25 protein-coding genes are annotated in these 24,131 nt (G+C 43.1%); 21 read left to right on the forward strand and 4 right to left on the reverse strand.

Going from position 1 to position 24,131, the window contains the following annotated elements; translation table 11 throughout:
* Positions 1-66: 66 nt before the first annotated feature.
* Genes ACZ42E_RS11160 through cobT form a run of 21 tightly spaced genes read left to right on the forward strand, consistent with a single transcriptional unit; the run spans position 67 to position 18,281 of the window.
* Positions 67-753 (forward strand): energy-coupling factor ABC transporter permease, encoded by a 687-nt coding sequence (locus ACZ42E_RS11160; RefSeq protein WP_464892379.1) that lies wholly within the window; start codon positions 67-69, stop codon positions 751-753.
* The gene (locus ACZ42E_RS11165; protein ID WP_464892380.1) at positions 740-1,033 is read left to right on the forward strand and encodes an energy-coupling factor ABC transporter substrate-binding protein; all 294 of its coding nucleotides are present in this window, start codon (positions 740-742) and stop codon (positions 1,031-1,033) included. Before ACZ42E_RS11160 ends, ACZ42E_RS11165 begins: the two co-directional genes overlap by 14 nt.
* Positions 1,023-1,790 carry a cobalt ECF transporter T component CbiQ gene (gene cbiQ / locus ACZ42E_RS11170; protein ID WP_464892381.1) on the forward strand — a complete coding sequence of 256 codons (768 nt, stop codon included), beginning with the start codon at positions 1,023-1,025 and terminating at the stop codon, positions 1,788-1,790. The genes ACZ42E_RS11165 and cbiQ overlap by 11 nt, the downstream gene beginning before the upstream one ends.
* Positions 1,791-1,837: 47 nt before the next feature.
* Positions 1,838-2,719, forward strand: coding sequence for an energy-coupling factor ABC transporter ATP-binding protein (locus ACZ42E_RS11175; RefSeq protein WP_464892382.1), 882 nt, complete (start codon positions 1,838-1,840; stop codon positions 2,717-2,719).
* The gene (gene cbiD / locus ACZ42E_RS11180) at positions 2,706-3,845 is read left to right on the forward strand and encodes a cobalt-precorrin-5B (C(1))-methyltransferase CbiD (protein ID WP_464892383.1); all 1,140 of its coding nucleotides are present in this window, start codon (positions 2,706-2,708) and stop codon (positions 3,843-3,845) included. The genes ACZ42E_RS11175 and cbiD overlap by 14 nt, the downstream gene beginning before the upstream one ends.
* The gene (gene cbiE / locus ACZ42E_RS11185; protein WP_464892384.1) at positions 3,824-5,044 is read left to right on the forward strand and encodes a precorrin-6y C5,15-methyltransferase (decarboxylating) subunit CbiE; all 1,221 of its coding nucleotides are present in this window, start codon (positions 3,824-3,826) and stop codon (positions 5,042-5,044) included. Before cbiD ends, cbiE begins: the two co-directional genes overlap by 22 nt.
* A gap of 41 nt (positions 5,045-5,085) precedes the next feature.
* Positions 5,086-5,784 carry a precorrin-2 C(20)-methyltransferase gene (gene cobI / locus ACZ42E_RS11190; RefSeq protein WP_464892385.1) on the forward strand — a complete coding sequence of 233 codons (699 nt, stop codon included), beginning with the start codon at positions 5,086-5,088 and terminating at the stop codon, positions 5,782-5,784.
* A gap of 34 nt (positions 5,785-5,818) precedes the next feature.
* Positions 5,819-6,571, forward strand: a complete 753-nt coding sequence (gene cobM, locus ACZ42E_RS11195) for a precorrin-4 C(11)-methyltransferase (RefSeq protein ID WP_464893538.1) — start codon at positions 5,819-5,821, stop codon at positions 6,569-6,571.
* Entirely contained in the window at positions 6,568-7,659 is a 1,092-nt protein-coding gene (locus tag ACZ42E_RS11200) for a cobalt-precorrin 5A hydrolase (protein WP_464892386.1), read from the forward strand. Before cobM ends, ACZ42E_RS11200 begins: the two co-directional genes overlap by 4 nt.
* Positions 7,650-8,363, forward strand: coding sequence for a precorrin-3B C(17)-methyltransferase (gene cobJ, locus ACZ42E_RS11205; RefSeq protein ID WP_464892387.1), 714 nt, complete (start codon positions 7,650-7,652; stop codon positions 8,361-8,363). Before ACZ42E_RS11200 ends, cobJ begins: the two co-directional genes overlap by 10 nt.
* Positions 8,360-9,127: a precorrin-6A reductase gene (gene cobK / locus ACZ42E_RS11210; RefSeq protein WP_464892388.1), complete on the forward strand. Its 768-nt coding sequence runs from the start codon at positions 8,360-8,362 to the stop codon at positions 9,125-9,127. The genes cobJ and cobK overlap by 4 nt, the downstream gene beginning before the upstream one ends.
* Positions 9,124-9,498, forward strand: a complete 375-nt coding sequence (locus tag ACZ42E_RS11215) for a sirohydrochlorin chelatase (RefSeq protein WP_464892389.1) — start codon at positions 9,124-9,126, stop codon at positions 9,496-9,498. Before cobK ends, ACZ42E_RS11215 begins: the two co-directional genes overlap by 4 nt.
* On the forward strand, positions 9,499-10,131 hold the full coding sequence (locus ACZ42E_RS11220; protein ID WP_464892390.1) for a precorrin-8X methylmutase: 633 nt from the start codon (positions 9,499-9,501) through the stop codon (positions 10,129-10,131).
* Positions 10,132-10,185: 54 nt separating this feature from the next.
* Positions 10,186-11,601 carry a cobyrinate a,c-diamide synthase gene (locus ACZ42E_RS11225; protein WP_464892391.1) on the forward strand — a complete coding sequence of 472 codons (1,416 nt, stop codon included), beginning with the start codon at positions 10,186-10,188 and terminating at the stop codon, positions 11,599-11,601.
* Positions 11,601-12,209, forward strand: coding sequence for a bifunctional adenosylcobinamide kinase/adenosylcobinamide-phosphate guanylyltransferase (gene cobU, locus ACZ42E_RS11230; RefSeq protein WP_464892392.1), 609 nt, complete (start codon positions 11,601-11,603; stop codon positions 12,207-12,209). Before ACZ42E_RS11225 ends, cobU begins: the two co-directional genes overlap by 1 nt.
* On the forward strand, positions 12,184-13,740 hold the full coding sequence (locus ACZ42E_RS11235) for a cobyric acid synthase (RefSeq protein WP_464892393.1): 1,557 nt from the start codon (positions 12,184-12,186) through the stop codon (positions 13,738-13,740). Before cobU ends, ACZ42E_RS11235 begins: the two co-directional genes overlap by 26 nt.
* 12 nt (positions 13,741-13,752) lie before the next feature.
* A complete protein-coding gene (gene cbiB / locus ACZ42E_RS11240) occupies positions 13,753-14,709 on the forward strand; it encodes an adenosylcobinamide-phosphate synthase CbiB (protein ID WP_464892394.1) in 957 nt (318 codons plus the stop codon).
* On the forward strand, positions 14,706-15,458 hold the full coding sequence (cobS, locus tag ACZ42E_RS11245; RefSeq protein WP_464892395.1) for an adenosylcobinamide-GDP ribazoletransferase: 753 nt from the start codon (positions 14,706-14,708) through the stop codon (positions 15,456-15,458). Before cbiB ends, cobS begins: the two co-directional genes overlap by 4 nt.
* Positions 15,455-16,591, forward strand: a complete 1,137-nt coding sequence (gene cobD / locus ACZ42E_RS11250) for a threonine-phosphate decarboxylase CobD (RefSeq protein ID WP_464892396.1) — start codon at positions 15,455-15,457, stop codon at positions 16,589-16,591. Before cobS ends, cobD begins: the two co-directional genes overlap by 4 nt.
* Positions 16,584-17,198 carry an alpha-ribazole phosphatase gene (gene cobC, locus ACZ42E_RS11255; protein ID WP_464892397.1) on the forward strand — a complete coding sequence of 205 codons (615 nt, stop codon included), beginning with the start codon at positions 16,584-16,586 and terminating at the stop codon, positions 17,196-17,198. The genes cobD and cobC overlap by 8 nt, the downstream gene beginning before the upstream one ends.
* Before the next feature lie 27 nt (positions 17,199-17,225).
* Positions 17,226-18,281 carry a nicotinate-nucleotide--dimethylbenzimidazole phosphoribosyltransferase gene (gene cobT / locus ACZ42E_RS11260; RefSeq protein WP_464892398.1) on the forward strand — a complete coding sequence of 352 codons (1,056 nt, stop codon included), beginning with the start codon at positions 17,226-17,228 and terminating at the stop codon, positions 18,279-18,281.
* A gap of 48 nt (positions 18,282-18,329) precedes the next feature.
* On the opposite strand, the gene ACZ42E_RS11265 is transcribed toward cobT, so the two are convergent.
* The 4 genes from ACZ42E_RS11265 to ACZ42E_RS11280 all read right to left on the reverse strand — a co-directional run bounded on the left by ACZ42E_RS11265 (position 18,330) and on the right by ACZ42E_RS11280 (position 24,052).
* On the reverse strand, positions 18,330-19,472 hold the full coding sequence (locus tag ACZ42E_RS11265; RefSeq protein ID WP_464892399.1) for an acyl-CoA dehydrogenase: 1,143 nt from the start codon (positions 19,470-19,472) through the stop codon (positions 18,330-18,332).
* A 23-nt stretch (positions 19,473-19,495) separates the two neighbouring features.
* Positions 19,496-20,677, reverse strand: coding sequence for an acetyl-CoA C-acetyltransferase (locus ACZ42E_RS11270; protein WP_464892400.1), 1,182 nt, complete (start codon positions 20,675-20,677; stop codon positions 19,496-19,498).
* A gap of 193 nt (positions 20,678-20,870) precedes the next feature.
* Complete coding sequence (locus ACZ42E_RS11275; RefSeq protein ID WP_464892401.1) at positions 20,871-22,853, reverse strand: methyl-accepting chemotaxis protein; 1,983 nt, start codon at positions 22,851-22,853, stop codon at positions 20,871-20,873.
* Positions 22,854-23,164: 311 nt separating this feature from the next.
* Entirely contained in the window at positions 23,165-24,052 is an 888-nt protein-coding gene (locus ACZ42E_RS11280; RefSeq protein ID WP_464892402.1) for a DMT family transporter, read from the reverse strand.
* Positions 24,053-24,131: the final 79 nt, after the last annotated feature.

Here is a 24,131-nt window from a genome sequence, read left to right on the forward strand (position 1 = left end):
TCGCTGGCTGAGTCGGAGGCATATTATTTTTCGCGAGTTTTAAAAATATAGGGGAGGTTGTTTATCATGCATATTATGGAAGGTTTTTTGCCTTCTGAACATTGTGCCTTATGGGCTGCAGCAGCTGCGCCCGTCGTGGCTTATGGAGCGAGCAAGATAAAAAAGATGGTTCAGGAATATCCAGAAACTAAGATGTTAGTGGGTTTTGGGGCAGCTTTTATCTTTGTGCTTTCTGCCCTTAAATTGCCTTCTGTAACAGGGAGCTGCTCGCATCCTACAGGCACTGGGCTGGCTACTATACTATTTGGGCCTTCAGTTGTCGCGGTACTAGGATTGATAGTTCTTGTTTTTCAGGCTTTGCTGCTAGCGCATGGGGGGTTGACTACTTTGGGGGCTAACACCTTTTCTATGGCGATTGCTGGGCCTGTGGTGGCTTATCTTGTTTACAAGGCGGGGCAGAAATTGCGCTTGCCCTGGACAGTAAATGTGTTTTTAGCAGCATGCTTGGGAGATTTGTTTACCTATGTTGTCACTTCTATGCAGCTGGCCTTGGCTTTCCCTGATCCAGTAGGAGGTTTATGGGCTTCATTTGCTAAATTTGGCTCGATATTTGCCGTGACTCAGATCCCGTTAGCGGTGGTGGAAGGGTTTGTAAGTGTTTTAGTTTTTGATATGCTGATTAAATATGGCCGTGAGGAGCTTTCTTTGATTGGAGTACTGGCAGAGGGGGAAAAGGGTGATGTTGTCGCTTAAAACGAAAGCATTGATTTTGGTGCTGATAGTTTTAATATGTATTGTGCCTTTATGGCTAGTTAATAGCAATGGGGAGGAAGTTTTTGGAGGCGCTGATTCTAAGGCTGAAGAGGTAGTGGGAGAAGTAGCGCCTAATTATGAGGTCTGGTTTGAACCGCTGTTTGAGCCTCCCAGCGGGGAAATTGAGAGCCTTTTGTTTGCTCTGCAGGCAGCTTTAGGAGCAGGCGTGATTGGCTATTATGTGGGATATAAGGTGAGAGGAAATAGAGATGCTGATTGAAAGCTATGCCTGGAAAAGTTACTGGCGGGACTATCATCCCTTAGAAAAATTAAGCCTGGCATTGGTTGTTATGATCTTGTGCTTTTATTTATCTCAGCTTATTCTGCAGTTTGTGCTGTGGCTTATAGTATTTTTCCTGACGATAAAAGGAGGGGTGAGGTTATCTGATTACCTGAAAATTTACATACTGCCAGCAGGGTTTTTGGTTTTTAGCCTGGTAGGCATCGCGCTTGTTTTTAATCCCGCTGATACTTGTTTGTTAAGCTTTAAAATAGGCATGACAAATTGGGGGATAACATCTTACAGCCTGCGTGCTGCCTCAGAAGTAGGGATTAGAACAATGATAATGATAGGAGCGTTAACTTTTTTGGCACTCAGCACGCCTGTTTTAGAATTAGTTTCTGCTTTTCAAGGGATAGGTGCTAAAGGGATACTTTGCGAAATAATTTACATTAGCTATAGAATTATCGCGATTTTGTTGGAAGTGGGAGAAAGGATAGTTAGGGCTGAGTACCTTCGTTTAGGATATGTGGGCTTTAGGCAGTCCTTAAGGTCAGTAGTTTTGCTTGTTTTTGGGCTGTTTAGGGCCAGTATGGCGCGCTATCAGGAAATGAAGACAGTAGTTGAGGCTCGGGGGGTAGAGGCCAAGATACCTGTGGTTGAGCTTTATCAACCGTTGAATTTTTTTCGCTTGGCAGCCATATGGGGGTCAGGGGCTCTTGTTGTTGTGCTCAGCAAGGTGTTAGGAGGCGTGTAATAGCTTGTACCAAATTGATTTTTACATGTTATAGGGGAAGGATATCGATGAATAATGATTGGGCAATAATGGGTTTAAGAGGAGTAGGCTTTAAATATGACAGGGAATATGTGATCTCAAAAATTACTCTTGACCTTCCAAAAGGCAAGAAGATTGTCATACTGGGGCCCAATGGGGCGGGTAAGACAACTTTGCTCTATGTCATGTGTGGTTTGCTAAAACCGCAGGAAGGGGAAGTATTTTTTAAAGGGAAGAAAATTGGCTTTTCCCGCAATGAGCTAAAAGAGTTCAGAACAAAAGTGGGAATAGTTATGCAGAATCCGGATGTTAATCTCATATGTCCGCTGGTTGCCCAGGATGTAGCTTATGGGCCAACTAATTTAGGATTTTCGCCGGGTAAGGTAAGGGAGAGGGTGGAGGAGGCTTTGTCAGCAGTAGGCATGCTGGGAATGCGAGAACAAGTAGTTCATGAGCTTAGTTTTGGCCAAAAACAGCGGGTGGCTTTAGCGGGGGTGCTGGCGATGAAGCCGGAAGTGATTTTGCTGGATGAGCCTACAGCAGGCCTTGATCACAAAGGAGCCACTTCTTTTTTTGAGGCTTTAGAATGCCTGGTAGCTGAAGGTACTACGATTGTTATGTCTACTCATGATATAGATTTGGCTTGGTCATGGGCTGACTATTTTATATTGATCAATAAAGGCGAAAAAATATGGGAAGGCGACTTTGCAGAACTTTCCAAATATCCTGAGTTGCTTGCTAAGGCTGAGCTAGGTTTCCCGCATGTGGTCAGATTTTTTTTGCTGCTTAAAGAAAAAGGCCTTTTTTTGGAAAGCATGAGAGTGCCAAGAAATATGGAAGAGCTCGCTTCTATGATGGGTATAAGTGAAGTTTCGAAAGAGAGGTGTTTTAAAAGTTTTGGATGGGCGTGAATTTTGGTTTAAAGCCCATGATGGAAGATTATGGAAAAGAGGGTTGACAACTGGAACCTGTGCAGCAGCTGCAGCAAAGGCAGCGACAAAAGCTTTTATTACCGGAGAGGTTCCCGAAAAAGTGACTGTGCAGCTGCCAGGAGGGCAAAAGGTTACGGTAACAGTTAAGGAAGGATGGGTCAAAAAAGATGTTGCAGCCTGTGCAGTAGTCAAGGATGCGGGGGATGACCCGGATGTAACAGATGGCATAACGATATGGGCTGCTGTCTGTCCGAATGAGGAGGGCTTTGTAATCGAAGGAGGGGAAGGAGTAGGAAAGGTAACTAAACCTGGCCTGGGGCTGAAAGTCGGAGAAGCAGCTATCAATAAGGTCCCCAGGCTGATGATAGAGGAATCAGTTAGGGAAATCGCTGGAAACAAGGTAAATTTTAAGGTGGTAATATCTGTGCCTGGAGGGGATAAAATTGCCCAGAAAACAATGAATCCCAAGGTAGGGGTGGTGGGGGGGATTTCTATACTGGGGACAACAGGGATTGTGGAACCGATGTCAGACGATGCGTTTAAGAAAGCGCTTGTTATACCCCTTGTTCAGGCCGCAGATGAAGGATATGAAAGTATAGTAATGGTTCCAGGCAGGCAGGGCAGCAGATGGGCGCAGGAAAAGCTGGGAATAAATGAAGCCAGGGTTATTGTTTGCAGTAATTATGTAGGCTTTATGCTTTTGGAGTCCGCACGCTTAGGTATGAGTGAAGTGATTTTTGTGGGACATATAGGCAAGCTCATAAAACTGGCGGGAGGTATATTTAATACCCACAGCAAGGTAGCTGATGCCAGATTGGAAGTGCTGGCTGCTTATGCGGGGGCTGCGGGGCTTAAAGCGGAAAAGATAAGGGAAATTTTGGCTTCCCCTACCGTCGAGGCAGCCTGTGGGATTATAGAAAAAGAGGGGATGGGCTTTTTGTTAAATGAGATAGCAGAAATAGCTAGCAGAAAAGCCAGGGAATACGCTGAAAATCGATTAGAGGTAGGGATGATTATGCTTTACAGGGATGGCAGTATAGCTGGCAAAGACAAGTATGCTGAGGATTGGGGGATTAAAAACGGGTGCCAACTAAGCTTTATGTAGTCGGGACAGGGCCTGGAGGCAAGGAATATTTGTTGCCTGTTGCGGAAAAAAAGATAAATGAAGCAGAAGTATTATTTGGGGCCAAGAAAGTACTGGAGATGTTTCCAGAGCATCAGGGAAATAAATATGAGATAAGTGGCGATATAGATAGCTTGCGCGGTTTAATAGAGAAACAGCTGGAGCTTGGCAAGAAGGTTGCTGTACTGCTTGGCGGCGATCCTTGTTTTTATAGCTTGCTTAAGAATATCAGGCATTGGTTTTATAAATATGAAATTGAAGTTGTGCCGGGGATCAGTTCTTTTCAGCTGGCGTTTTGCCGGTTAGCTGAGGAATGGGATGATGCAGTCTTTACTAGCCTGCATGGTCGGCCGCTGCATAGGGGGGCATTTAGTCCCGGGAAAAAACAGGTTATTTTGACAGATTTTAATAACTCCCCCGCGCGCATAGCTGAATATTTGTTATCACTAGGCTATCCGGATGCGGAAGCGGTAGTCGCTGAAGAGCTTGGCACCTGTAAGGAAAAGATAACCAGGACAAGCTTGAAAAAGTTGGCGCAGGAGCAAACTGAATTTGGGCCCTGTACTATGATCATCAAAGATGACGGCAGGAAAAGAATTTTGACTGATACATATAGTTTGCCTGATGAGGCTTTGAAAAAAGCTGGGGTTCCCATGACTAAAGAAGAGATTAGGGCAGTAGTCATAGCTAAGGCAAGATTGGCAGCTGATGCAGTAGTATATGATGTGGGTGCAGGCACAGGATCGATAGCGATTCAAGCTTCCAGGATGGCTTTTATGGGGCGCGTATATGCGGTGGAAAAAGATCCAGAACATCTGGGAGTGCTTAAACATAATGTTTCGCGCTGGGCAAATGATAATTTGATAATTGTGGAAGGCGAAGCCCCGGAGTGCGTAAAGGGTTTTGAAAGTGCCGACGCGATTATCATAGGGGGAAGCGGGGGAAAGTTTGGTGAAATATTGGACTGGGCGCTGGAAACGTTAAAAGAAGCGGGAAGGTTGGTTATAAATGCTGTCACTTTGGAAACTTTTATGAAGGCTTGGGCAAGGCTGAAAGATGAGCCGAGACTGGCAGATGTGGAGATAGTGTCGCTAACCGTTACCCGCTGGGAAAATGTTGGAGATTTTCATTTGCCGCGCCCGCTTAACCCGGTTTATGTGATAGCCGCAACTAAAAAGTAAGGTTAGATTCCTTAATTTATGAAAATAAGGAGAATATGCTTATGAAAATGGGGACTTTTTATGGTATTGGGGTTGGGCCTGGCGATCCTGAGCTCATTACAGTAAAGGCGATAAATATATTAAAAAAGGTTAATGTAGTATGTGTGCCGGAAAAAGACCGAAAAGGAAAAAGCTTGGCCCTTGACATCGCCAGGGCGTACCTCCCAGAGGGAGTTGAAATTGTTTTTCTTAATTTTCCTATGACCTGTGATCATGACATACTGCAAAAATGCTGGGAAGAAGCTGCTAACACTATTGCGGATAGGTTAGCTTTAGGAATAGATGTGGCCTACCTTACCCTGGGAGATCCCGCGCTTTATAGCACATATGGCTATGTGAAGGATAAACTGCGCAGCTGGTATCCTGATTTAAAGGTATGCACAGTACCAGGCATAAGTTCAGTTTCAGCAGCTGCGGCGCGTGTAAATGAAGTGCTGGCTTCCGGCAGTGAAGCGCTATTAATAGCTCCTGCTCTTTCTATAAAAGGCAGGCAGCATTTGCTGAACAGTTCTGAAAGCGTGGCGGTGCTGAAAGCTGGACGCTATTCCCGGGAATTGAAAGTGATACTGGAGGAAAATGGCTTTACTAAAGGGTATATGGTATCGAATTTGGGGCTAAAGGATGAAAAGGTCGCTGCTTTGCATGAATTGGAAATAGACGGGGATGCTGATTATTTGACTTTAATCCTAGCTAAAAAGTGATTGTATTAGTTTGAACTGGGATGGTGATAAAAATATGGAACCGGTAGTATTCATAGGGGCAGGGCCAGGAGATCCGGAGCTCATTACTGTTAAGGGGCTAAATTTTTTGAAAAGAGCAGAAGTTGTTTTTTATGCGGGTTCGCTGATCAATAGGAAGGTATTGGAATATTGCAGGGAAGATGCGGAATTGTATGACAGCCAGCATTTAACACTTGAGGAAATAGTTCATATAATAACAGCGAAAGCGAAAGCAGGGAAGAAAGTGGTTAGACTGCATTCGGGCGATCCTAGCATCTACGGGGCGATAAAGGAGCAGATTATAGCTTTGGAAGCTAAAGGGATACCATGTGAAATTGTGCCTGGGGTAAGTTCTTTTCAAGCGGCTGCAGCTGCACTCAAACTGGAATATACAGTTCCGGAGGTATCGCAAACCATCATTCTCACAAGGATTGCGGGCAGAACCCCAGTTCCAGAGTCTGAAGCACTGGATAAGCTAGCGGCGCATGGAGCAAGTATGTGCTTATTTTTAAGCACGGATTATATCGAGGAGGTTGCTGAAAGGTTAAAATCTGGGTATCCAGTTGACACTCCTGTAGCAGTAGTGAAAAAAGCCAGCTGGGAAGATCAGGAAATAATCTGGGGAGATTTGCGGAACATAGCAGGAAAGGTAAAGGATAAAGGCATAAAAAGCCAGGCCCTTATTTTGGTAGGTCCATTTTTGCGGGAAAGTTTTACCAGATCGAAATTGTACCATCCCGACTTTTCCCATGGAGGAAGGAAACAGTGAAAATTGCTATAGTAGCTATCACGCAGGGTGGCTTTGAAATGGCGCTTCGCATTAAAGAGGTATTGAGGGAAGATGAAGCGGTTATATTCGTACCTGCGAAAATAGTTTCCAAAAAAGGAACCCTATTAGATTTTTGTGTCCAGTTTGGGGAAAGCGTGATGAGCTTTTTACCTTCGATCTACCGTCATTATGATGGTTTAATATGTGTCATGGCGACAGGCATTGTGGTTAGGGCACTTGGAAGCTGCTTGAGGAGTAAAGCTGAAGATCCGCCGGTGGTGGTAGTTGATGAAGGGGGACAATATGCCATAAGCTTGATATCTGGCCATCTGGGCGGAGGGAATGAATTGGCGAGGAATATAGCGGAAAAGCTTAAGCTTATGCCGGTTATCACTACCGCTACGGATGTGAAAGGAATAGTAGCTGTGGATGTGCTGGCTAAGAAATGGAAAGCCTGGCTGGAGCCTTTGCCTAACTTGGCGGCTATAAATGCGGGCCTTGTGAATGAAGGAGAGGTGCTCTTTTTACATGATGTGGAATTGCCTGATATACCAAGCAGCTGGGCTCAAAAAGGATATAAGGTACAAAGGCTGGCTGATGGCGTGAAGTTAGGGAAAGGGCCTTTAGTTTTATTAACCAGCAGGGTTTTGGAAGACTTGGAAATAGATGAGTATATATTCATAAGGCCGCGCTCGCTGGTTGCGGGGATTGGTTGCCGGAAAGGGGTGGCGACGCAGGAGGTCATAATAGGGCTAAAGGAAGCTTTAAACCTAGTAAAGCGCAGTGAAAAGAGTTTGCGCTGCCTAGCTACCATAGATTTTAAGCTAGAGGAGCCAGCTCTCATAGAGGCGGCAGCCTTTTTTGGCATACCTCTTGTTGGCCAATCTCTAAATGATATAAAGAAAGCTTTTGAGGATTACCCTGGTTTGGCAAAGTCAGATGTAGTCAAGGATAAGATTGGAGTGGATGGGGTTTGCGAACCAGCATGTCTTTTGGTTTCAAAACATTGCAGGCTGATATTGCCCAAGCTGAAGTTGAAAGGGATAACCGTAGCTTTAGGAGAGGTAAGTTATGGGTGGTGGGAATAGGACCAGGAGATAGGGAACACATGACTTTAAAAGCGGTGGAGGTATTGAAGAAGTCCGAGGTAGTTGTGGGATATAAATTGTATTTGGATCTTATAGGGGAAATGATAAAAGATAAGATTTGTATAAGGGGAAATATGACAGAGGAGAAGGAAAGATGCTGGGAAGCGATTAGATGGGCAAAACAAGGCTACAATGTGGCGGTTGTTAGCAGTGGGGATCCTGGCATTTACGGCATGGCAGGCCTTATTTTTGAGCTTCTTGGGGAAACTGAGGATTTAGAGATAGAGATTGTCTGCGGGGTATCTGCTGCTCAGGCTGCTGCTTCCCTCTTGGGAGCACCCCTTATGAATGATTATGTTTCCATAAGCCTAAGTGATAGGCTAACTCCTTGGGAGGAGATCGAGAAAAAGATTGTTTTTGCCGCTATGGCTGATTTGGTTATCGTTTTTTATAATCCAAAGAGCCGGGGAAGAAATTGGCAGATAGGCAGAGCGAGGGAATTGCTTTTACGCCACAGGAAAGCTGATACTCCCGTTGGTATAGCCAGAAACGCTCTGCGCGGTAGCGATTTTGCAGTCACTATCAGCACCCTTGAGGATTTTACCAATGAAGAAATAGACATGAATACAACTGTCATTGTGGGTAACTCCCAGACGAAGATAATTGGCAACCGCATGGTTAATGCAAGGGGTTATAGGCTATGATATTTGTTATTGGAGGCACAAGGGAGGCCAGGGAATTAGCTACTAAACTGGCAGCACTTGGATATGGGGTTGTAGTTTCCTACGCAACTCCTTATGGGGCAAAGATGGTTGATGAAGGGAAGGACGTGCGCGCTGTATGGGGGAAACTTACTCCTTCCCGCTTAAGGCAGATAATAGAGCAATATGGTGTTGATATGATAATAGATGCGAGTCATCCTTTCGCGACAGAGATAACCAGGATGGCCAGGAATGAGGCCAGATTAATGGGATTAGAATATGTGCGGTTTTATCGTAAAAAAACAGATTTTCCCCAAAGTTCTCTCATAAGGGTGGCCAGGTCATGGCAGGATGCGGCTAAGCTGGCTTTTTCTTTAGGGAATATTGTCTTTTTAACCATAGGGACTAAGAATTTGGAATGGTTTGTAAAAGAAAAAAAGCCTTATCAGAGGATTATAGCAAAGGTTTTGCCAACGTCTGAAGCTATTGATATTTGCAGGGAGAACAATATACCTATGCGGGACATTATAGCCATGATGGGGCCTAATTCATGTGAGCTTATAAAGGCCTTGTTAAAGGAAACTGATGCGGAGGTGCTGGTGACTAAAGAGAGCGGATTTGCTGGCGGGGTATCTGAAAAGATACAGGCAGCTTTGGACGCAGGTATTCCGTGCGTAGTTGTGGAGCGGCCAGATGAGGATGAGGAAGGTGTATTTACTGAGATACATGAAGTTATCGAATATGTTAAGGAGGTATTTGAAAAATGAGCAGGGCTATAGTTGTATTAGGACATGGGAGCAGGCTAGGAGAGGCTAATGAGGAGATGCGCAAATTAGGGGAATATATAAAGGATATTTCAGGTTTTGATACAGTGGAAACCGCTTTTATGGGTTTTAGCGATCCCAGCCTGGAGGAAGTTTTAACGAAACTAAGGGATAAAAAAGTAAGTGATGTGATAATAATGCCTCTGTTTCTCTTTAGCGGCGTACACGTTACTAGGGATATACCTGAAATGATAGCGAAGATAAAAAGCGATCTGCCTGAAATGAGCGTTAAATTGGCTAGGCCTTTGGGGGCGGATATAGAATTGGCCAAGATTGCCTGGGATAGAATTAAGGAAGCTATGGAGGCTGAATAGATGAATCACCCGGAAATAATTACTGATCCGCAAAGTATAGCGAATAAAAGCTTAAAGATGATAGACGAGCTTTTGGGGGAACGGCCATTTCCTTTGTATGAACGGGAGATAGTAAAAAGGGTGGTGCACGCTGCAGGTGACCTTTCCTTAGCTGATATGATTTGCTGGAGTGAAAATGCTGCTGAAGAAGCAGTTAGGGCTATACGGGAAGGCTGTTCTATAATCACGGATGTAAAAATGGTTATGGTGGGAATTAACAGCAAAAAGCTTTCCCAATGGGGAGGAACTGTTAAATGTTTTGTGGATGAAAAGATTGTGGAAAGGATGTCTTCTTATCTGCACCAGACAAGGGCTATGCTGGCGATGAGGCTTTTTAGCGGCTGGATTGATGGCAATATTGTCGCAATAGGAAATTCACCTACCGCTATGTACGAAGTTTTGTGTTTGATAAAAAAAGGCGTAGTCCCAAGGTTCATCATAGGGGTTCCTGTGGGCTTTGTGGGAGCAGCTGAAGTTAAAGATATGGTTAAGGAGGCTGGGGTACCCTTTATAACTTTGACGGGGACACGGGGAGGGAGCAATATAGCTGCAGCGATTGTAAATGCTTTGCTCTATATAGCTGACAATGGCTAATTGGGTTGGTATCTTTCCCACAGAATATTTTATAGGCAAGAGGGATAAAAAGCTATGAAAATAATTCCACGGGTATTGATTGGAGGAACGGCAAGTGGAGTAGGGAAAACTAGCTTGTCTGCTGCCCTTATGATGGCATTAAAGCGCAAAGGATGGCAGGTGCAGGGATTTAAAGTAGGCCCTGATTATATAGATCCTACCTACCATGTTTTAGTTACCGGACGACCTTCCTGGAATCTCGATGTATGGATGGTTGACAAGAAAAAGCTGGTAGAAACTTTTTTGATGGCTAGTGAAGGTGCGGATGTGGCAGTTGTGGAAGGAGCTATGGGATTATTTGACGGTATAAGAGGAACCAGGGGTCTGGGAAGCTCAGCTGATATCGCTAGAATTTTAGGGATGCCAGTTGTGCTAGTTGTGGATGGTCGCATGTCTGCTAGAAGCCTGGCAGCGGTCGTATATGGCTTTGCCAATTTTGAAAAGGACATAAAGCTGGCAGGAGTGATAATAAACCGAGCTCGCCGTGGCGAAGAGGCTAGGAGGGCAATTGAAGAAGAAAGCGGGATTAAGGTGTTAGGCGTGATTCAGGAGCTGGCGGGGAATGAGCTGCCAGCGCGGCATCTGGGGTTAATCCCTGTAATCAATATTAATTACGGGGATGCTGTTTCTTATGTGAAAAGATATATAGAACAGGTGGAGAAAATAGTTTTAGATTCTGTTGATATAGACCAGTTGATTAATATTGCCCTTGATGCGGGGATGTTGGAAACGGATAATGCAAGAGTTTTTAATCCAGAAAAAGATTTCCATGATGTAACATTGGCGGTAGCGTATGATGAGGCCTTTTGTTTTTACTATACAAGCACGTTTGATATTTTGAGAAAAAAAGGGGTAAAACTTAAGTTTTTTAGCCCGCTTCGCGACCAATATTTGCCTAGCCCAGTAGATGGGCTTTATTTGGGTGGAGGTTATCCGGAAGAGTATGTTGATGTTCTTGCTCAGAATCATTCTTTGCGTGAAGAGATTAGGAGGTTAAGACAGAGTGGAGGATTGATTTATGCGGAGTGCGGTGGCTTGATGTATTTATGTGAAAAGATTGTCAAAACTGATGGGGGCTCCTATCCTGGTGTGGGGATTGTGCCAGCTGACTGTTATATGACAGGGCGACTGGCAGGCATGGGCTATAGGTATGGAAGGCTGTTAAGGCCTTGTGTCTTTGGCGGGCCTGGGCAAGTCATAAAAGGGCATGAATTCCATTATTCTTATACTGAGTACCATAAAACTTCTTTCGCTTATGAACTGTGGTCTGCTGACAACAGATTTCAAGGGCAGGAAGGTTTTGCGGAAGGTAATCTGCTGGCTACTTATTTGCATGTTGATTTAGCCGCTTACCCGAATGTGATGGATGTTTTTTTGTCGCATTGCAAATCTGGCGGCGATTATAGGTGTGGTGAAGGGGGAAATAGCTGATGGCTGAGTTAATCTTGGTGACAGGGGGGAGCAGGAGTGGCAAAAGTTTATGGGCAGAAAAGCTGGCTAAAGCCAGGAAAGAAAAGGTAGCTTATGTAGCTACTGGTGTGCCTTGTGACGAAGAGATGGAGGAACGCATAAAAAGGCATAAAGAAAGGCGGCCAAAGCATTGGATTACCATTGAAGAGCCATATAAATTGGCCTGGGCGCTAAAAGAGGCCGGGAAGTTAACCCAGGTAGTTTTGGTAGACTGCCTTTCTCTTTGGGTAGCCAACATACTTTTGGAAAAAACGAGCTTGGAAAATATGGAAGGCGGGTTATACAGCTGTGATTTATCAGGGATAGAAGAAGATATATTGAAAGAAACAGATGAAGTTATAGATACTGCTGTTAAGTTGCCAGCACAGGTTATATTTGTCACTAATGAGGTGGGATGGGGAATAGTTCCTGAGTATCCTTTGGGAAGGAGTTATCGCGATATATTGGGACGGGTAAACCAGAGAGTAGCAGTTTATGCTGATGAGGTTTATCTGGTAGTGGCAGGTATACCTGTAGAGCTGAAAAGTATAGGAGTGCTGGAAAATGGGAAAAAGGCTTATGAGAACTGATAAAGCCCGGGCGATTATGATACAGGGGACTTCTTCCCATGTGGGAAAAAGTGTTTTGACCACAGCTTTGTGCCGTATTTTCAGGGAAGATGGGTATAAAGTGGCTCCTTTTAAATCCCAGAATATGGCTTTAAATGCACGGGTAACTCATGAAGGGGGAGAAATGGGATGGGCGCAGTGGAGTCAAGCATTAGCAGCTGGAGTAGAGCCTAGTGTGTTGATGAATCCTATTCTTCTTAAGCCTAAGGGAGATAATTTATCGCAAGTTATAGTAAAGGGAAAGCCTGTAGGCGATATGTCAGCGGTAGATTATAGGCAGCTGTTTTTACCAAAGGCATGGGAGGTTGTAAAGGAGTGTTATCATGAGCTGGCATGCCGATATGAGATAGTCGTTATAGAAGGGGCAGGCAGCCCAGCGGAAATCAATCTCATGGAAACTGACATAGCCAATATGAAGGTTGCCAGAATGGCAAAAGCGCCTGTGATTTTGGTAACAGACATAGATAGAGGAGGAGCCTTTGCGTCTTTGGTTGGCACGTTGGAATTGTTGCCACCTGAAGATAAAAAGCTTATTGCGGGGTTTGTTATTAATAAATTCCGAGGAGACTTTAACCTTTTAAAACCAGGTATTGAGTGGCTTGAGCGGAGAACGAATAAACCTGTGCTAGGAGTGATTCCTTTTACTGAGATAGATATTGGGGAGGAAGATTCTGTTGCTCTACAGGAGCTTAAGAGAAAGGCTTATGAAGCTGAAAATGATGGGAAACTTGAGATAGGCATAATAGTTTTGCCAAGGATATCTAATTTTACTGATTTTGATCCCTTAAAAAGGGAGGATGGTGTAAGAATAAGGTGGGTAAATCATCCAGGACAGTTAGGAAATCCAGATGCTGTCATTATTCCTGGGAGTAAAAACTCTATGCAGGATTTATTGTATCTAAAGAAATCAGGATTAGCTGAGCGGATAAGAGAGCTAGCGAAAACAGGAACGGTAGTGATGGGAATATGCGGTGGATACCAGATGTTAGGTAACTGGCTATATGATCCGGATGAAAAGGAATCAACATATAAGCTGCTGCCTGGTTTAGGCCTGCTAGATGTAGAGACTACTTTTGGGGCTGATAAGGTAACTGTGCAGACAGAAGGGAAAATTATGGATTATATACCTTTGTTAGGAGGGGAAAAAGTCAAAGGATATGAAATACATATGGGAATGACTACCTTGGGGCAGGATGGCATGCCACTTATGAGGGTGGAAAGAAGAATGGGCAAAGAGGTGCAGGATGTGGAAGGGGCTATTAATGAACAAGGAAATGTTATGGGAACTTATATGCACGGCTTTTTTGATGAGGCTGGAATCCGCAAAAAGTGGCTGGCCTATGTTAGAAAAAGAGGCAAGGCGGATATTTATAGCGGGATTGAGGAAGAGAAAGAAAGTTTTTGTTTAGATTTAGATAGATATGGGAAACTGGCAGCTTTTTTTAGACAACATTTGAATGTGGAATTAATTTACAAAATTCTTTTTTCATGAGGGAATAACGCTATGGCAGTAAAAATCTTTGTGGCTTATATACTTGACCTGTTTGCTGGTGATCCTCATTTTATTCCTCACCCGGTCAGGCTTATGGGCAGATGTATCACACTGCTGGAGCGTTTTTTGTATAAGCCTTATTTAAACAAGAAACGCCAGATTTATGCAGGCATTGTTTTGGCGGTATTGTTGCCGGGGGGCACTTATGTTTTAGTTTGGTTATTGTTATATATAGCTGATAAGATATATGGATGGCTAAATTGGTTTTTATCCGTGTACTTTCTTTATACAGCTATCTGTACGCGGGAGTTAGCGAATGCGGGGATGAAGGTTTTTTATGAGCTGAATAAAGGGGATTTAGTGAGGGCAAGGGAAGCTTTGTCTGAAATAGTAGGACGTGATACCTATGACCTTCCAGCTGCAGAGGTAGCAAGAGGAGCCATCGAAACAGTAGCGGAAAATGTTTGTGATGGAATTGTGGCACCTATATTTTATGCAGCCATAGGAGGAGTTCCTTTGGCACTGGCCTATAAGGCGATAAATACGCTTGACTCTATGGTAGGCTACAAGAACGAGAGATATCTTTATTTTGGTTGGGCTTCCGCTAAACTTGACGATTTGGCCAATTTTATACCTGCTCGCTTGTCAGCGGTGTTTTTGCTCTTGGCAGCTTGGTTTTTAAGGTATGACGCCTGGTATGCTTTGAAAATCGTGCGCAAATTCGCTCGTGCTCATCCCAGCCCTAACAGCGGCTTCCCTGAGGCAGCGGTGGCGGGAACCTTAAAAATAAGACTGGGTGGGAATAATTTCTATGGAGGAAAAATTTCCTTTAGGCCTTATATAGGGGAGATGAATCGTCCTATTGTGGTGGAGGATATAAAGAAAGCAGTAAGTCTTATGCATTTTGCTTCTCTGTTATCTGTGGCTGTCGCAATAATAATTTTCATTTGGAGAAGTGATATATTGTGATTACAAGGTTTTTAGTTACCCTAGGGCTGCTTACATGTATACCTGTAAAATTGCCAGCAGACCTTAAAGCAGGAGAAATAGGGAAAGCAACGATGTTTTTCCCCCTGGTTGGCTTGCTAATAGGTTTTATTATGGCTGTGGTTTGGCTTATTGCATGGAATATATTTGAAAATCCACTTATAGCAGCTGTTATGGTCATATTATCCGACTTTTTTATTACCAGGGGCATGCACTTTGATGGGCTCATGGATACTGCGGATGGCGTTTTCAGCAACCGGCAGCCTGAAGAGGCGCTTATGATCATGAAAGATAGCCGGGTAGGGGCTATGGGGGTGATGGCGGGAATAGGCGCTGCTTTTTTGAAAATGGCTTTACTGGCAGCGATACCTTATAGGGAAGGAGTGTCAGCTATTGTAATGGCTGCTGTAGCCTCAAGGTGGAGTATGGTTTTAAATATATTTGCTTATCCTTATGCCAGGAAAGAACCGGGAACAGGGAAGCCGTTTAGCGATTATACGGGCTGGCATGAATTTGTAATAGCAACGGTTATCGCAATTATATCGCTTTTTGTTTTAGGTTCCTGGAAGGCGATTTTGGCAGCAGCTGGGGCGCTAGGGTTAGCTTATGGATTGGGTTTATTTTTAAAAAATAAGCTGGGGGGGCTTACAGGTGATTGTTATGGAGCGACGAACGAGATAATTTTTGCGGGATTTCTTGTGCTGTTTATTGTGGTGGTGAAATTTTTGTGAAAACACAAGGTATTTATAAACATCAAGGTGATTTTGCCTTTTTACACGGGGGAAATAGATGGTATCTCATGGATGAATTTGGTATAAAGCCGGAAAAGGTAATTGATTTTAGTGTAAATATAAATCCCTTAGGGCCTCCTGAAGGGGCTAAAGAAGCTATTATTAGGGCTATTGAAAAAATAACCTGGTATCCGGATATTTTTTACCGGGAACTGATTAAAGTTATTGCTGAAGTTAATGGCATAGAGGAAAAGCTGATATCAGTTGGCAATGGGGCTACTGAGCTGATATATGCAGTTTCTAAAGCTTTGAAATATCCTTCTGCCCTTATTATTTGCCCTACTTTTACAGAGTATGAAAGGGCGGTGAGAGTTTGCCCTGACAGAAACGTGTTTTACTATGTGCTTTCTGAAGCTGGGGATTTCAGTTTGGATGTGGAAGAATTAATGCTTTATTTGCGCTCCAATATGATTGATAGAAAGGTAAAAGCAGTTTTTCTGTGCAATCCCAACAACCCTACAGGCAAAGTAGTTTTAAAAAGGGAGGTATTAAACCTTGCCTACTATTTAAAAGAAATGGGAGCGACGCTTATTGTGGATGAGTCTTTTGCTGATTTTACTGGCATGAACCAGGAGATTTCGGTCATTGATAAAGCGGGAGAAGTCAAAAATTTGATTGTCATAAAGTCGCTTACGAAGTTTTACGCTTTGCCAGGGTTGCGCATTGGTTTTATGGTGGCGGATGAGTGTTTAAGTTATTCTGTAAAAAAGATTTTGCCTCCCTGGAATGTGAATGTCATGGCTGAAGCGGCGGCTATTGCTTCTGTTAAGGATAAAAAATACCAGTTGGCTAGTGTGGAGTTTATAGAAGAGCAGAGAAAGTATATGGAAGAAAAACTAACGGAATTAGGCTTAAGAGTGTTCACTTCTCATACCAACTATTTGTTAGTAAAACTGCCATTTGCCATATTTGCCCTGTCGAAGCAGTTGGCTTCTAAAGGGGTTTTAGTTAGAAATTGCGCTGATTTTTATGGTTTAGATGACACATATATGCGTCTAGCTGTAAAACGGGAGGAAGAGAATATTTTTTTATTAGAGCTTATAAGGGATTTTATGGAGGTTTATTATGGCTAGATTATATTTGGTAAGACATGGACAAACTGACTGGAACAAGATGAGACGCTATCAGGGACACAGCAATATACCGCTTAATTACAATGGGATAAAAGAGGCTAATATTTTAGCTTCTATACTGGAAGGAGAAAATATTGACAAAATTTATTCCAGCGACCTTAAAAGGGCTTTGCAGACTGCCCTGATAATAGGGGACAAAGTTGGCCTGGAAGTAGAAATAAGGAAACAGCTAAGGGAGATTAACTTTGGTCATTGGGAAGGAAAAACCTATGAGGAAATTATGCAGAAAGATGGCACTTCTTACCAGGCATGGCTTGACAATCCCTTTAAAGTCGCTCCTCCTGGAGGGGAAAATCTAGCGTCAGTTTATAGGCGTGTAGAACATTTTTTAAAAGAAATAGAAGATTCTATGTTCTTTAGAAATTATGTGGTAGTTACTCATGGTGGAATAATCGGGCTGATTTTGATGAAGACATTAAAAATGGAGTGGGAAAAAGTTTCCAGATGTATACCTGGCAATGGGAAAATGATAGTGGTGGAGTGGGAGGAAAAATTAGTATCTAGGATTTTAAAGACAGGGGAAGCAAATTATAAAATAAAAATTTAAAAACTAGAGGGAAAGGATGGATTGGCGATGGAACTTTTGAAAAGGACAGTAAACAGCATCGAGGAGGTAGATCGCGCAGCTGTTTTGGAAGCTAAAAAGAGGCTTGACAATCTTACTAAACCTACCGGAAGCCTAGGCATGCTGGAGGAGATTGCTGCCAAGATGGCAGGAATTACAGGGATAGTGCGAGGAAGGCTGCCGAATAAAGTAGTCATTGTTATGGCAGCAGACCATGGGGTGGCAGCTGAAAAAGTGAGTGCCTATCCCCAGGAAGTTACTGTGCAGATGGTACATAATTTTGTAAATGGGGGTGCAGCCATCAATGTGCTAAGCCGCCATATAGGAGCTAAGGTAGTAGTTGTTGACATAGGGGTAAATTCTGATATAGTCCCACCGGGAGTTATAGATAGGAAGATAAAAAAAGGAACTGATAATTTTATTAAAGGGCCTGCTATGTCTAGAGAAGAAGCGATCAAGGCGATTGAGGTAGGTATAGAAATAGCTGGGGATGAAATACAAAAAGGGGCTGATTTGATTGGAATTGGTGAGATGGGGATAGCGAATACCACTGCCAGTTCTGCTTTGCTAGCAGCACTGACAGGGTGTTCTGTTGAAGATGTAACGGGCATGGGAAGTGGACTTGATGACCAGGCATGGAAAAGGAAAGTAGAAGTGATAAAGAAAGCCCTGGAAGTTAATGTTATAGATCCAGATGATCCTATTGATGTGTTAGCTAAGGTCGGAGGCTTAGAGATTGCGGGGATGGCAGGGTGTATATTAGGCGCAGGTGCCCAAAAGAAGCCGGTAGTCATAGATGGCTTTATTTCAGGCGTTGCGGCATTAGTTGCTTCTAGGATAGCACCTTTAAGCGTAAATTACATGTTCCCTTCTCATTGTTCTATGGAACCAGGACATCGTATAGTGCTTGAGCACTTAGGGTTAAAGCCTGCTCTTTTTATGGATATGAGACTGGGAGAAGGTACTGGTGGGGTACTTATGATGCATATAATAGATGCTGCTTTGAGGATAATAGATGAGATGGCTACTTTTGAGGAGGCAGGGGTAAGCCAGAAGTGTTTGTAATTTTTATAGTGGTGAAATAGCTAAAAGGCGGCATCTGCCGCCTTTTAGCTATTTTAGAATATGGTTGGCTATTACTATCCTCTGGATTTCGTTTGTCCCTTCATAAATCTGGGTTATTTTCGCATCTCTCATCATACGCTCTACCGGATATTCCCTGGTATAGCCATAACCTCCCAAAATCTGCACTGCTTCGGTAGTAACCCACATGGCTGTATCACCCGCAAAAACTTTGGCCATAGCACTCTGTTTGCCATAAGGATAACCATGGCTTTCCAGCCAGGCCGCCTGATAGGTCAAAAGCCTGGCCGCTTCTATCCTGGTAGCCATATCAGCCAGCTTAAACTGAATAGCCTGCTGTTCCGCAATAGGTTTGCCAAACTGAATCCTTTCTTTGGCATAATTTAAGGCAAATTCATAAGCTCCCTGGGCTATGCCTACCGCTTGGGCTGCTATGCCATTGCGCCCGCCATCCAGTATCATCATGGCTATCTTAAAGCCGTCTCCTTCTTTGCCTAAAAGGTTTTCTTTCGGTATGCGGCAGTTTTCAAATATCAGTTCATAGGTGGCGGAAGAGCGAATGCCCAGTTTCTTTTCCTTCTTGCCAAAACTAAAACCAGGGGTTCCTTTTTCTACAATAAACGCGCTTATGCTCTTATGCTTCAGTTCTTTAGGCCCGGTACGGGCTATAACCACATAAATGTCAGCATAATAGGCATTGGTTATGAATACCTTGGTCCCATTTAGCACATATTCATCACCATCTAAAACAGCAGTAGTCCTGGTAGCTCCTGCATCACTCCCCGCTCCTGGCTCGGTAATAGCAAAAGCCCCTAATTTTTTGCCTTCTGCCAAAGGTACCAGATATTTCATCTTCTGCTCTTCGGTCCCGAATTTCCATATCGGCCAGGAACATAAGGAAACATGAGCGGATAAGGTTACCCCAGTTGATGCGCAAACCCGGGAAAGCTCTTCTACGGCAATAACATACGCTAAAAAGTCAGCACCTACCCCGCCATATTTTTCTTCCCAGGGAAGGCCGCACATGCCCAGTTCCCCCATCTTGTAAAACAGTTCCATATCAAACCTTTCTTCCTCATCCCGCTCCGCAGCGGTAGGCGCTACTTCTTTTTCGGCAAAATCGCGAAAGGTTTTTCTAAACATCTCATGTTCTTCACTAAGTTTGAAGTTCACTTTTATCACTCCTTAAGCGTTTTTTATCTTTCAACTATCATGGCTACTCCTTGTCCTCCTCCTATACAGAGGGTGGCAAGTCCTCTCCTGGCATCGCGCCTCTGCATTTCATAAAGCAGGGTAACCAGAATCCTGGCACCGGAAGCACCAATAGGATGCCCTAAAGCAATAGCTCCCCCGTTTACATTTACTTTTTCCATACATTTGTCAAAGCCTAATTCCCTGGCTACCGCAATGGATTGGGCAGCAAAAGCCTCATTTGCCTCAATCAGGTCTATGTCATCCAGGGTAAGCCCTGCTTTTTCTAAAGCTTTGCGGGTCGCTGGAACCGGCCCTATGCCCATAATTTTGGGATCAACCCCTCCGGAAGCATAGCTTACGATCTTGGCCATCGGTTTTATCCCTAATTCTTCGGCTTTTTCCGCACTCATGACTATTACAGCCGCTGCTCCGTCATTTATGCCGGAAGCGTTGCCAGCTGTGACGGTACCATCCTTTTTGAAAGCTGGCTTAAGCTCAGCCATTTTTTCACGGGTAGTAAGCCTTGGATGTTCATCGGTATCAAAAACTATATCGCCTTTTTTGTCTTTAATTACTACCGGTACAATCTCATCTTTGAACCTTCCTTCTTCTATGGCTTTCTTGGCCAGTTCCTGGCTCCGATACCCAAAATCATCCTGTTCTTCCCTGCTTATTCCCCACTGTTCCACGATGTTTTCGGCGGTTATTCCCATATGATAGTCATTAAAAGCGTCCCAGAGGCCATCTTTAATCATCATATCCACCAGCACACCGCTGTTCATGCGGTAGCCAAAACGGGCCTTTTCCAGAAGATAGGGAGCTGCTGACATGTTCTCAGTTCCACCCGCCAGAATAATATCCGCATCCCCTGCTTTTATAATCTGGGCTGCCAGGCTTACGGATCTGAGGCCTGAACCGCATACCTTGTTTATGGTAAAAGAAGTTACTGTCTCAGGTATGCCTGCTTTTATTGCTGCCTGTCTTGCTACATTCTGCCCCTGCCCTCCCTGCAGGACACAGCCAAAAATAACCTCATCCAGCTGTTCCCCTTTTAATCCTGCCCGGTTTAATGCTTCTCTCATCACTAAAGCCCCTAATTCAACTGCGCTTACATCTTTAAGCCTACCCCCAAATGTTCCTATCGGTGTACGACAAGCCCCTACCAGCACTACTTCTTTGGACATAATAAAACCCTCCTTATAGATTTTATTTAGGATGAAGAAAATTTTTATTTGTTCATGTGAAACTGAAACCAACGACTGATAATGGATAATGTAAGTTTATAGAAGTATTTTAAAAAAATTATCTTTTTTATGTTTTTTAATACTTATATTTAGATTTAGTTTTTGCAAAAAGGCAAAAATTGAAAGCATAAGATTAGCATTTAAATTGTTTTACCAGTTCATCTAGATGACTGGCGATTTCATGGATGCTGTGAGCATGAAGATTTATTTGCGTTACCCCATCCGCAGTATTGTAAACTTGTTGATGTATATCGCCTATGCGCGTAGAGCTTTCTATTACATTAGAAGTTACGGTAGCTATGGTTTTGCTCATGTCATGTACCGCGGAAGATATTAGATTCGCCAATTCGCTGGTCTCTTTGATCAGGTTAAACATTTCTTCCGCATCGTTGTAATAATGTTCTGCTGTAGACATCATATAGGAATAGTCTTTGGCTAGATCTTGCCCGAGAAAATCGAAAACATTTTGAGTAGCTTCTGCGACCTTTTTGACAGCAGATTCCATTTTTTGTGTTAATTCTTTTATGCGGGACACAGCGCGTGAGGAATCTTCAGCTAATTTCTTGACTTCATCTGCTACTACTGCAAAGCCTTTCCCCACTTCGCCAGCTCTGGCTGCTTCGATAGCGGCGTTTAATGCTAATAAGCTTGTTTGTCTGGCAATGCCTTCGATAAGAGTGGATAATTCGCGTATTTCTTCAGCTACTTTAGTCTCAGATACGGCTTTCGTAAGCTCTCCTTTTATCTGATCGTAAATTTCTTCATTTCGGCTCTTAGCTTTAGCTGTTTCTTTTTTTACTTTGAAGGCTTCGTTTCGTATGCCTTCTGCTAATTTTGAGCCTTCATAAGCCTTTAACTGTATTTCTTGCAATAATTTTTCGATGCCTTCTTCAGAAGCGGCGGTTTCTTCAGCCACGCCAGCTAAACTTTCTATATCTTTAGCTATATCATCAACTGAAGAAGCTACTTCTGTCCCGAATTTGTCTAGTTTGCTGGTCAGGTTTTTCATTTCTTCACTGGAGGAGTAGAGCAAAGAGGCCTTTTCAGTTATTTTTTTAATCATGTCTTTTAGGACTGTGCGCATATGCTCAAAACTGAGGGCAATTTCACCTATTTCATCATTTGCGTTTTTGTATTTTATAGTTGCTGAAGAACTAAGATCGCCATTTTTAACGGCTTCCATCTGTTCAGCCAGGTTGCTTAGTGGATCTATAAGCCATTTACTGAGGCGAATCACTATGATTGATGTAAGGAGTATACCCATCAGGTTTAAGAATAGATAACGGTACTTTAGTTTTATTAATGGCGCATAAATTTCTTTTTCATCAGCTGAAAACATTATAATCCAGCCGGTGGAAGGGACTTGCGCAAAAAATACTATTTTTTTGTCTGAATCGCTGTCTTTGTATTTATAAATCCCTTCTTTTTTGGAAAATATATATTTTGCTAGTTGACTAAACTTTTTCAACTCAAAAAGATTTTTCCCTATAAGGTCGGAGTTATTTTGAGCCAAAATAGTGCCATCATTGCTTAGTATCCATCCTTCACCAATGCCGTTTATGTTCATGTGCTTTACCTGATCTACCACCGCTCCCAGGAGTATATCTTCAGCGATTACTCCTTTAAGGTTCCCATTTCTATCGCGCAGGCTTTTTACAGCGGACAGTATCCATTTTTTAGTATCCAGATCTATATAGGGGCTGGTGAATGTTATCTTGGAAGAATTAATCCCTATTTGATACCAGTCGCGTTTGCGGGGATCATAACCTGGTTCGGGCTTCCATCCGCTTCCAGCAACTACTCTGCCATCAGTAAAAGCGATATATATATCTGTTATTTCGGGATCAGTTTTGTAAGAGGCTAACAGCGTTTCAGGCACTTTATCCACATCAGTAGAATGTTTTATTATTTCTTCCGTTCCTTCCAGCAGTCGCACCTTGGCGTTTAACCACCCATCGATGCGGGTTACCTCTTTTTTTACTGCTATTCCCGCTTGGCGTCGCAAGTTTTCATCCAGCTGTTTTTTAGCATTGTTATAGCCTAATCCAGATATTACGAAAAGAGAAAAAATTGTTACCCCTAAAATAGCCACCATCAGCTTTGTTCGCAATTTCATTTAAACCTTACCTCCCATCAGAGTAAAAGGAGATTTTGTTTTTTAGATAATGCAATTTTTATGCCTAAAAATAGTATTTTGAGATTGTATTCGGATTTTTGGCAAATTTCTTTATATTAAATTGATTAGTGTTTTTATATTTTTTGCCCAAAAATTAGCGCAAGGGCTGGTTACAGATATAGGAAAAATTTAAAGTTGAGCATTTTTTAGATCAAGCTTAGAATTTTAAATTATCAGGCTAAGCAGAATAATTATAGCTTTAACAGTTTTAGCCTTCCGCTTGGTGTCAGGGGTTTTAGAGTGAGGTATTTTTAACTGGATTTAAACTGAGATATTACCATTCCCGCTAACATCAGGGCACAGCCTATATAGCCCCTGGAGGTTATCACTTCTCCTAATACCCATATCCCCCCTATAGCTCCGAAAACTGCTTCTAAGCTTAAAATAATAGCGGCATGAGTTGGATGTGCGTGTTTTTGGCCTACCACTTGCAGGGTATAGGCAATGCCTACTGAGCACAAGCCTCCATACAATATAGGTATAAGCGCCATTTTTATGGCTGCCCATTGGATATCTTCAAATATCAGAGCACATATCAAACTTAGTGCTGAACACGTTAAAAACTGCGCTACAGAGAGCTGCAGAGGGTCAGTTTTTTTAGTTAAATAATCGATGACTAGAATATGGGTACTCCAAAAGAAGGCGCCTATCAATATGAGGAAATCTCCGCGGGCGATAGAAAAATCGCTGTTTACGCTTAAAAGGAATAATCCTATTATGGCTAAAAAAGCACCCAGCCAGTGGTTGAACTGGATGCGGTGGCCGATGAAGCTTGCGAATAGAGGTACAAGCACTATATATAAGCCGGTTATAAAAGCAGTTTTGCCAGCTTCAGTGCTTGCGATGCCAATCTGCTGAAGGGAGGCACCGCTGAAAAGAATGATTCCAGCTAAAAGGCCGCCATATATAACAGCTTTTTTGTCTTGACTTTTTGATGCAGGGATATGGTTATTGTTTCTTTGGCGCGCGAATATAGCGATTAAGGGAAGTAGCGAGAAAGCACCTAGTGCGAATCTGATACCGTTAAAAGTAAAAGCCCCTATATACTGTGCCCCCATTCTTTGAGCTACAAACGCGAATCCCCATATGGCAGCGGTAAGCAACAAGAGAAAATCAGCTTTAAGCTCTTCTTTTTTCATCTTCTGGCTCTCCTTTTTAAAGTTTTATTTCCGGGAAGCATTTAGATGTTCAGCTTCTCAAGAAAGAAATTTTTACTTG

The organism is Thermosyntropha tengcongensis (assembly GCF_055381335.1).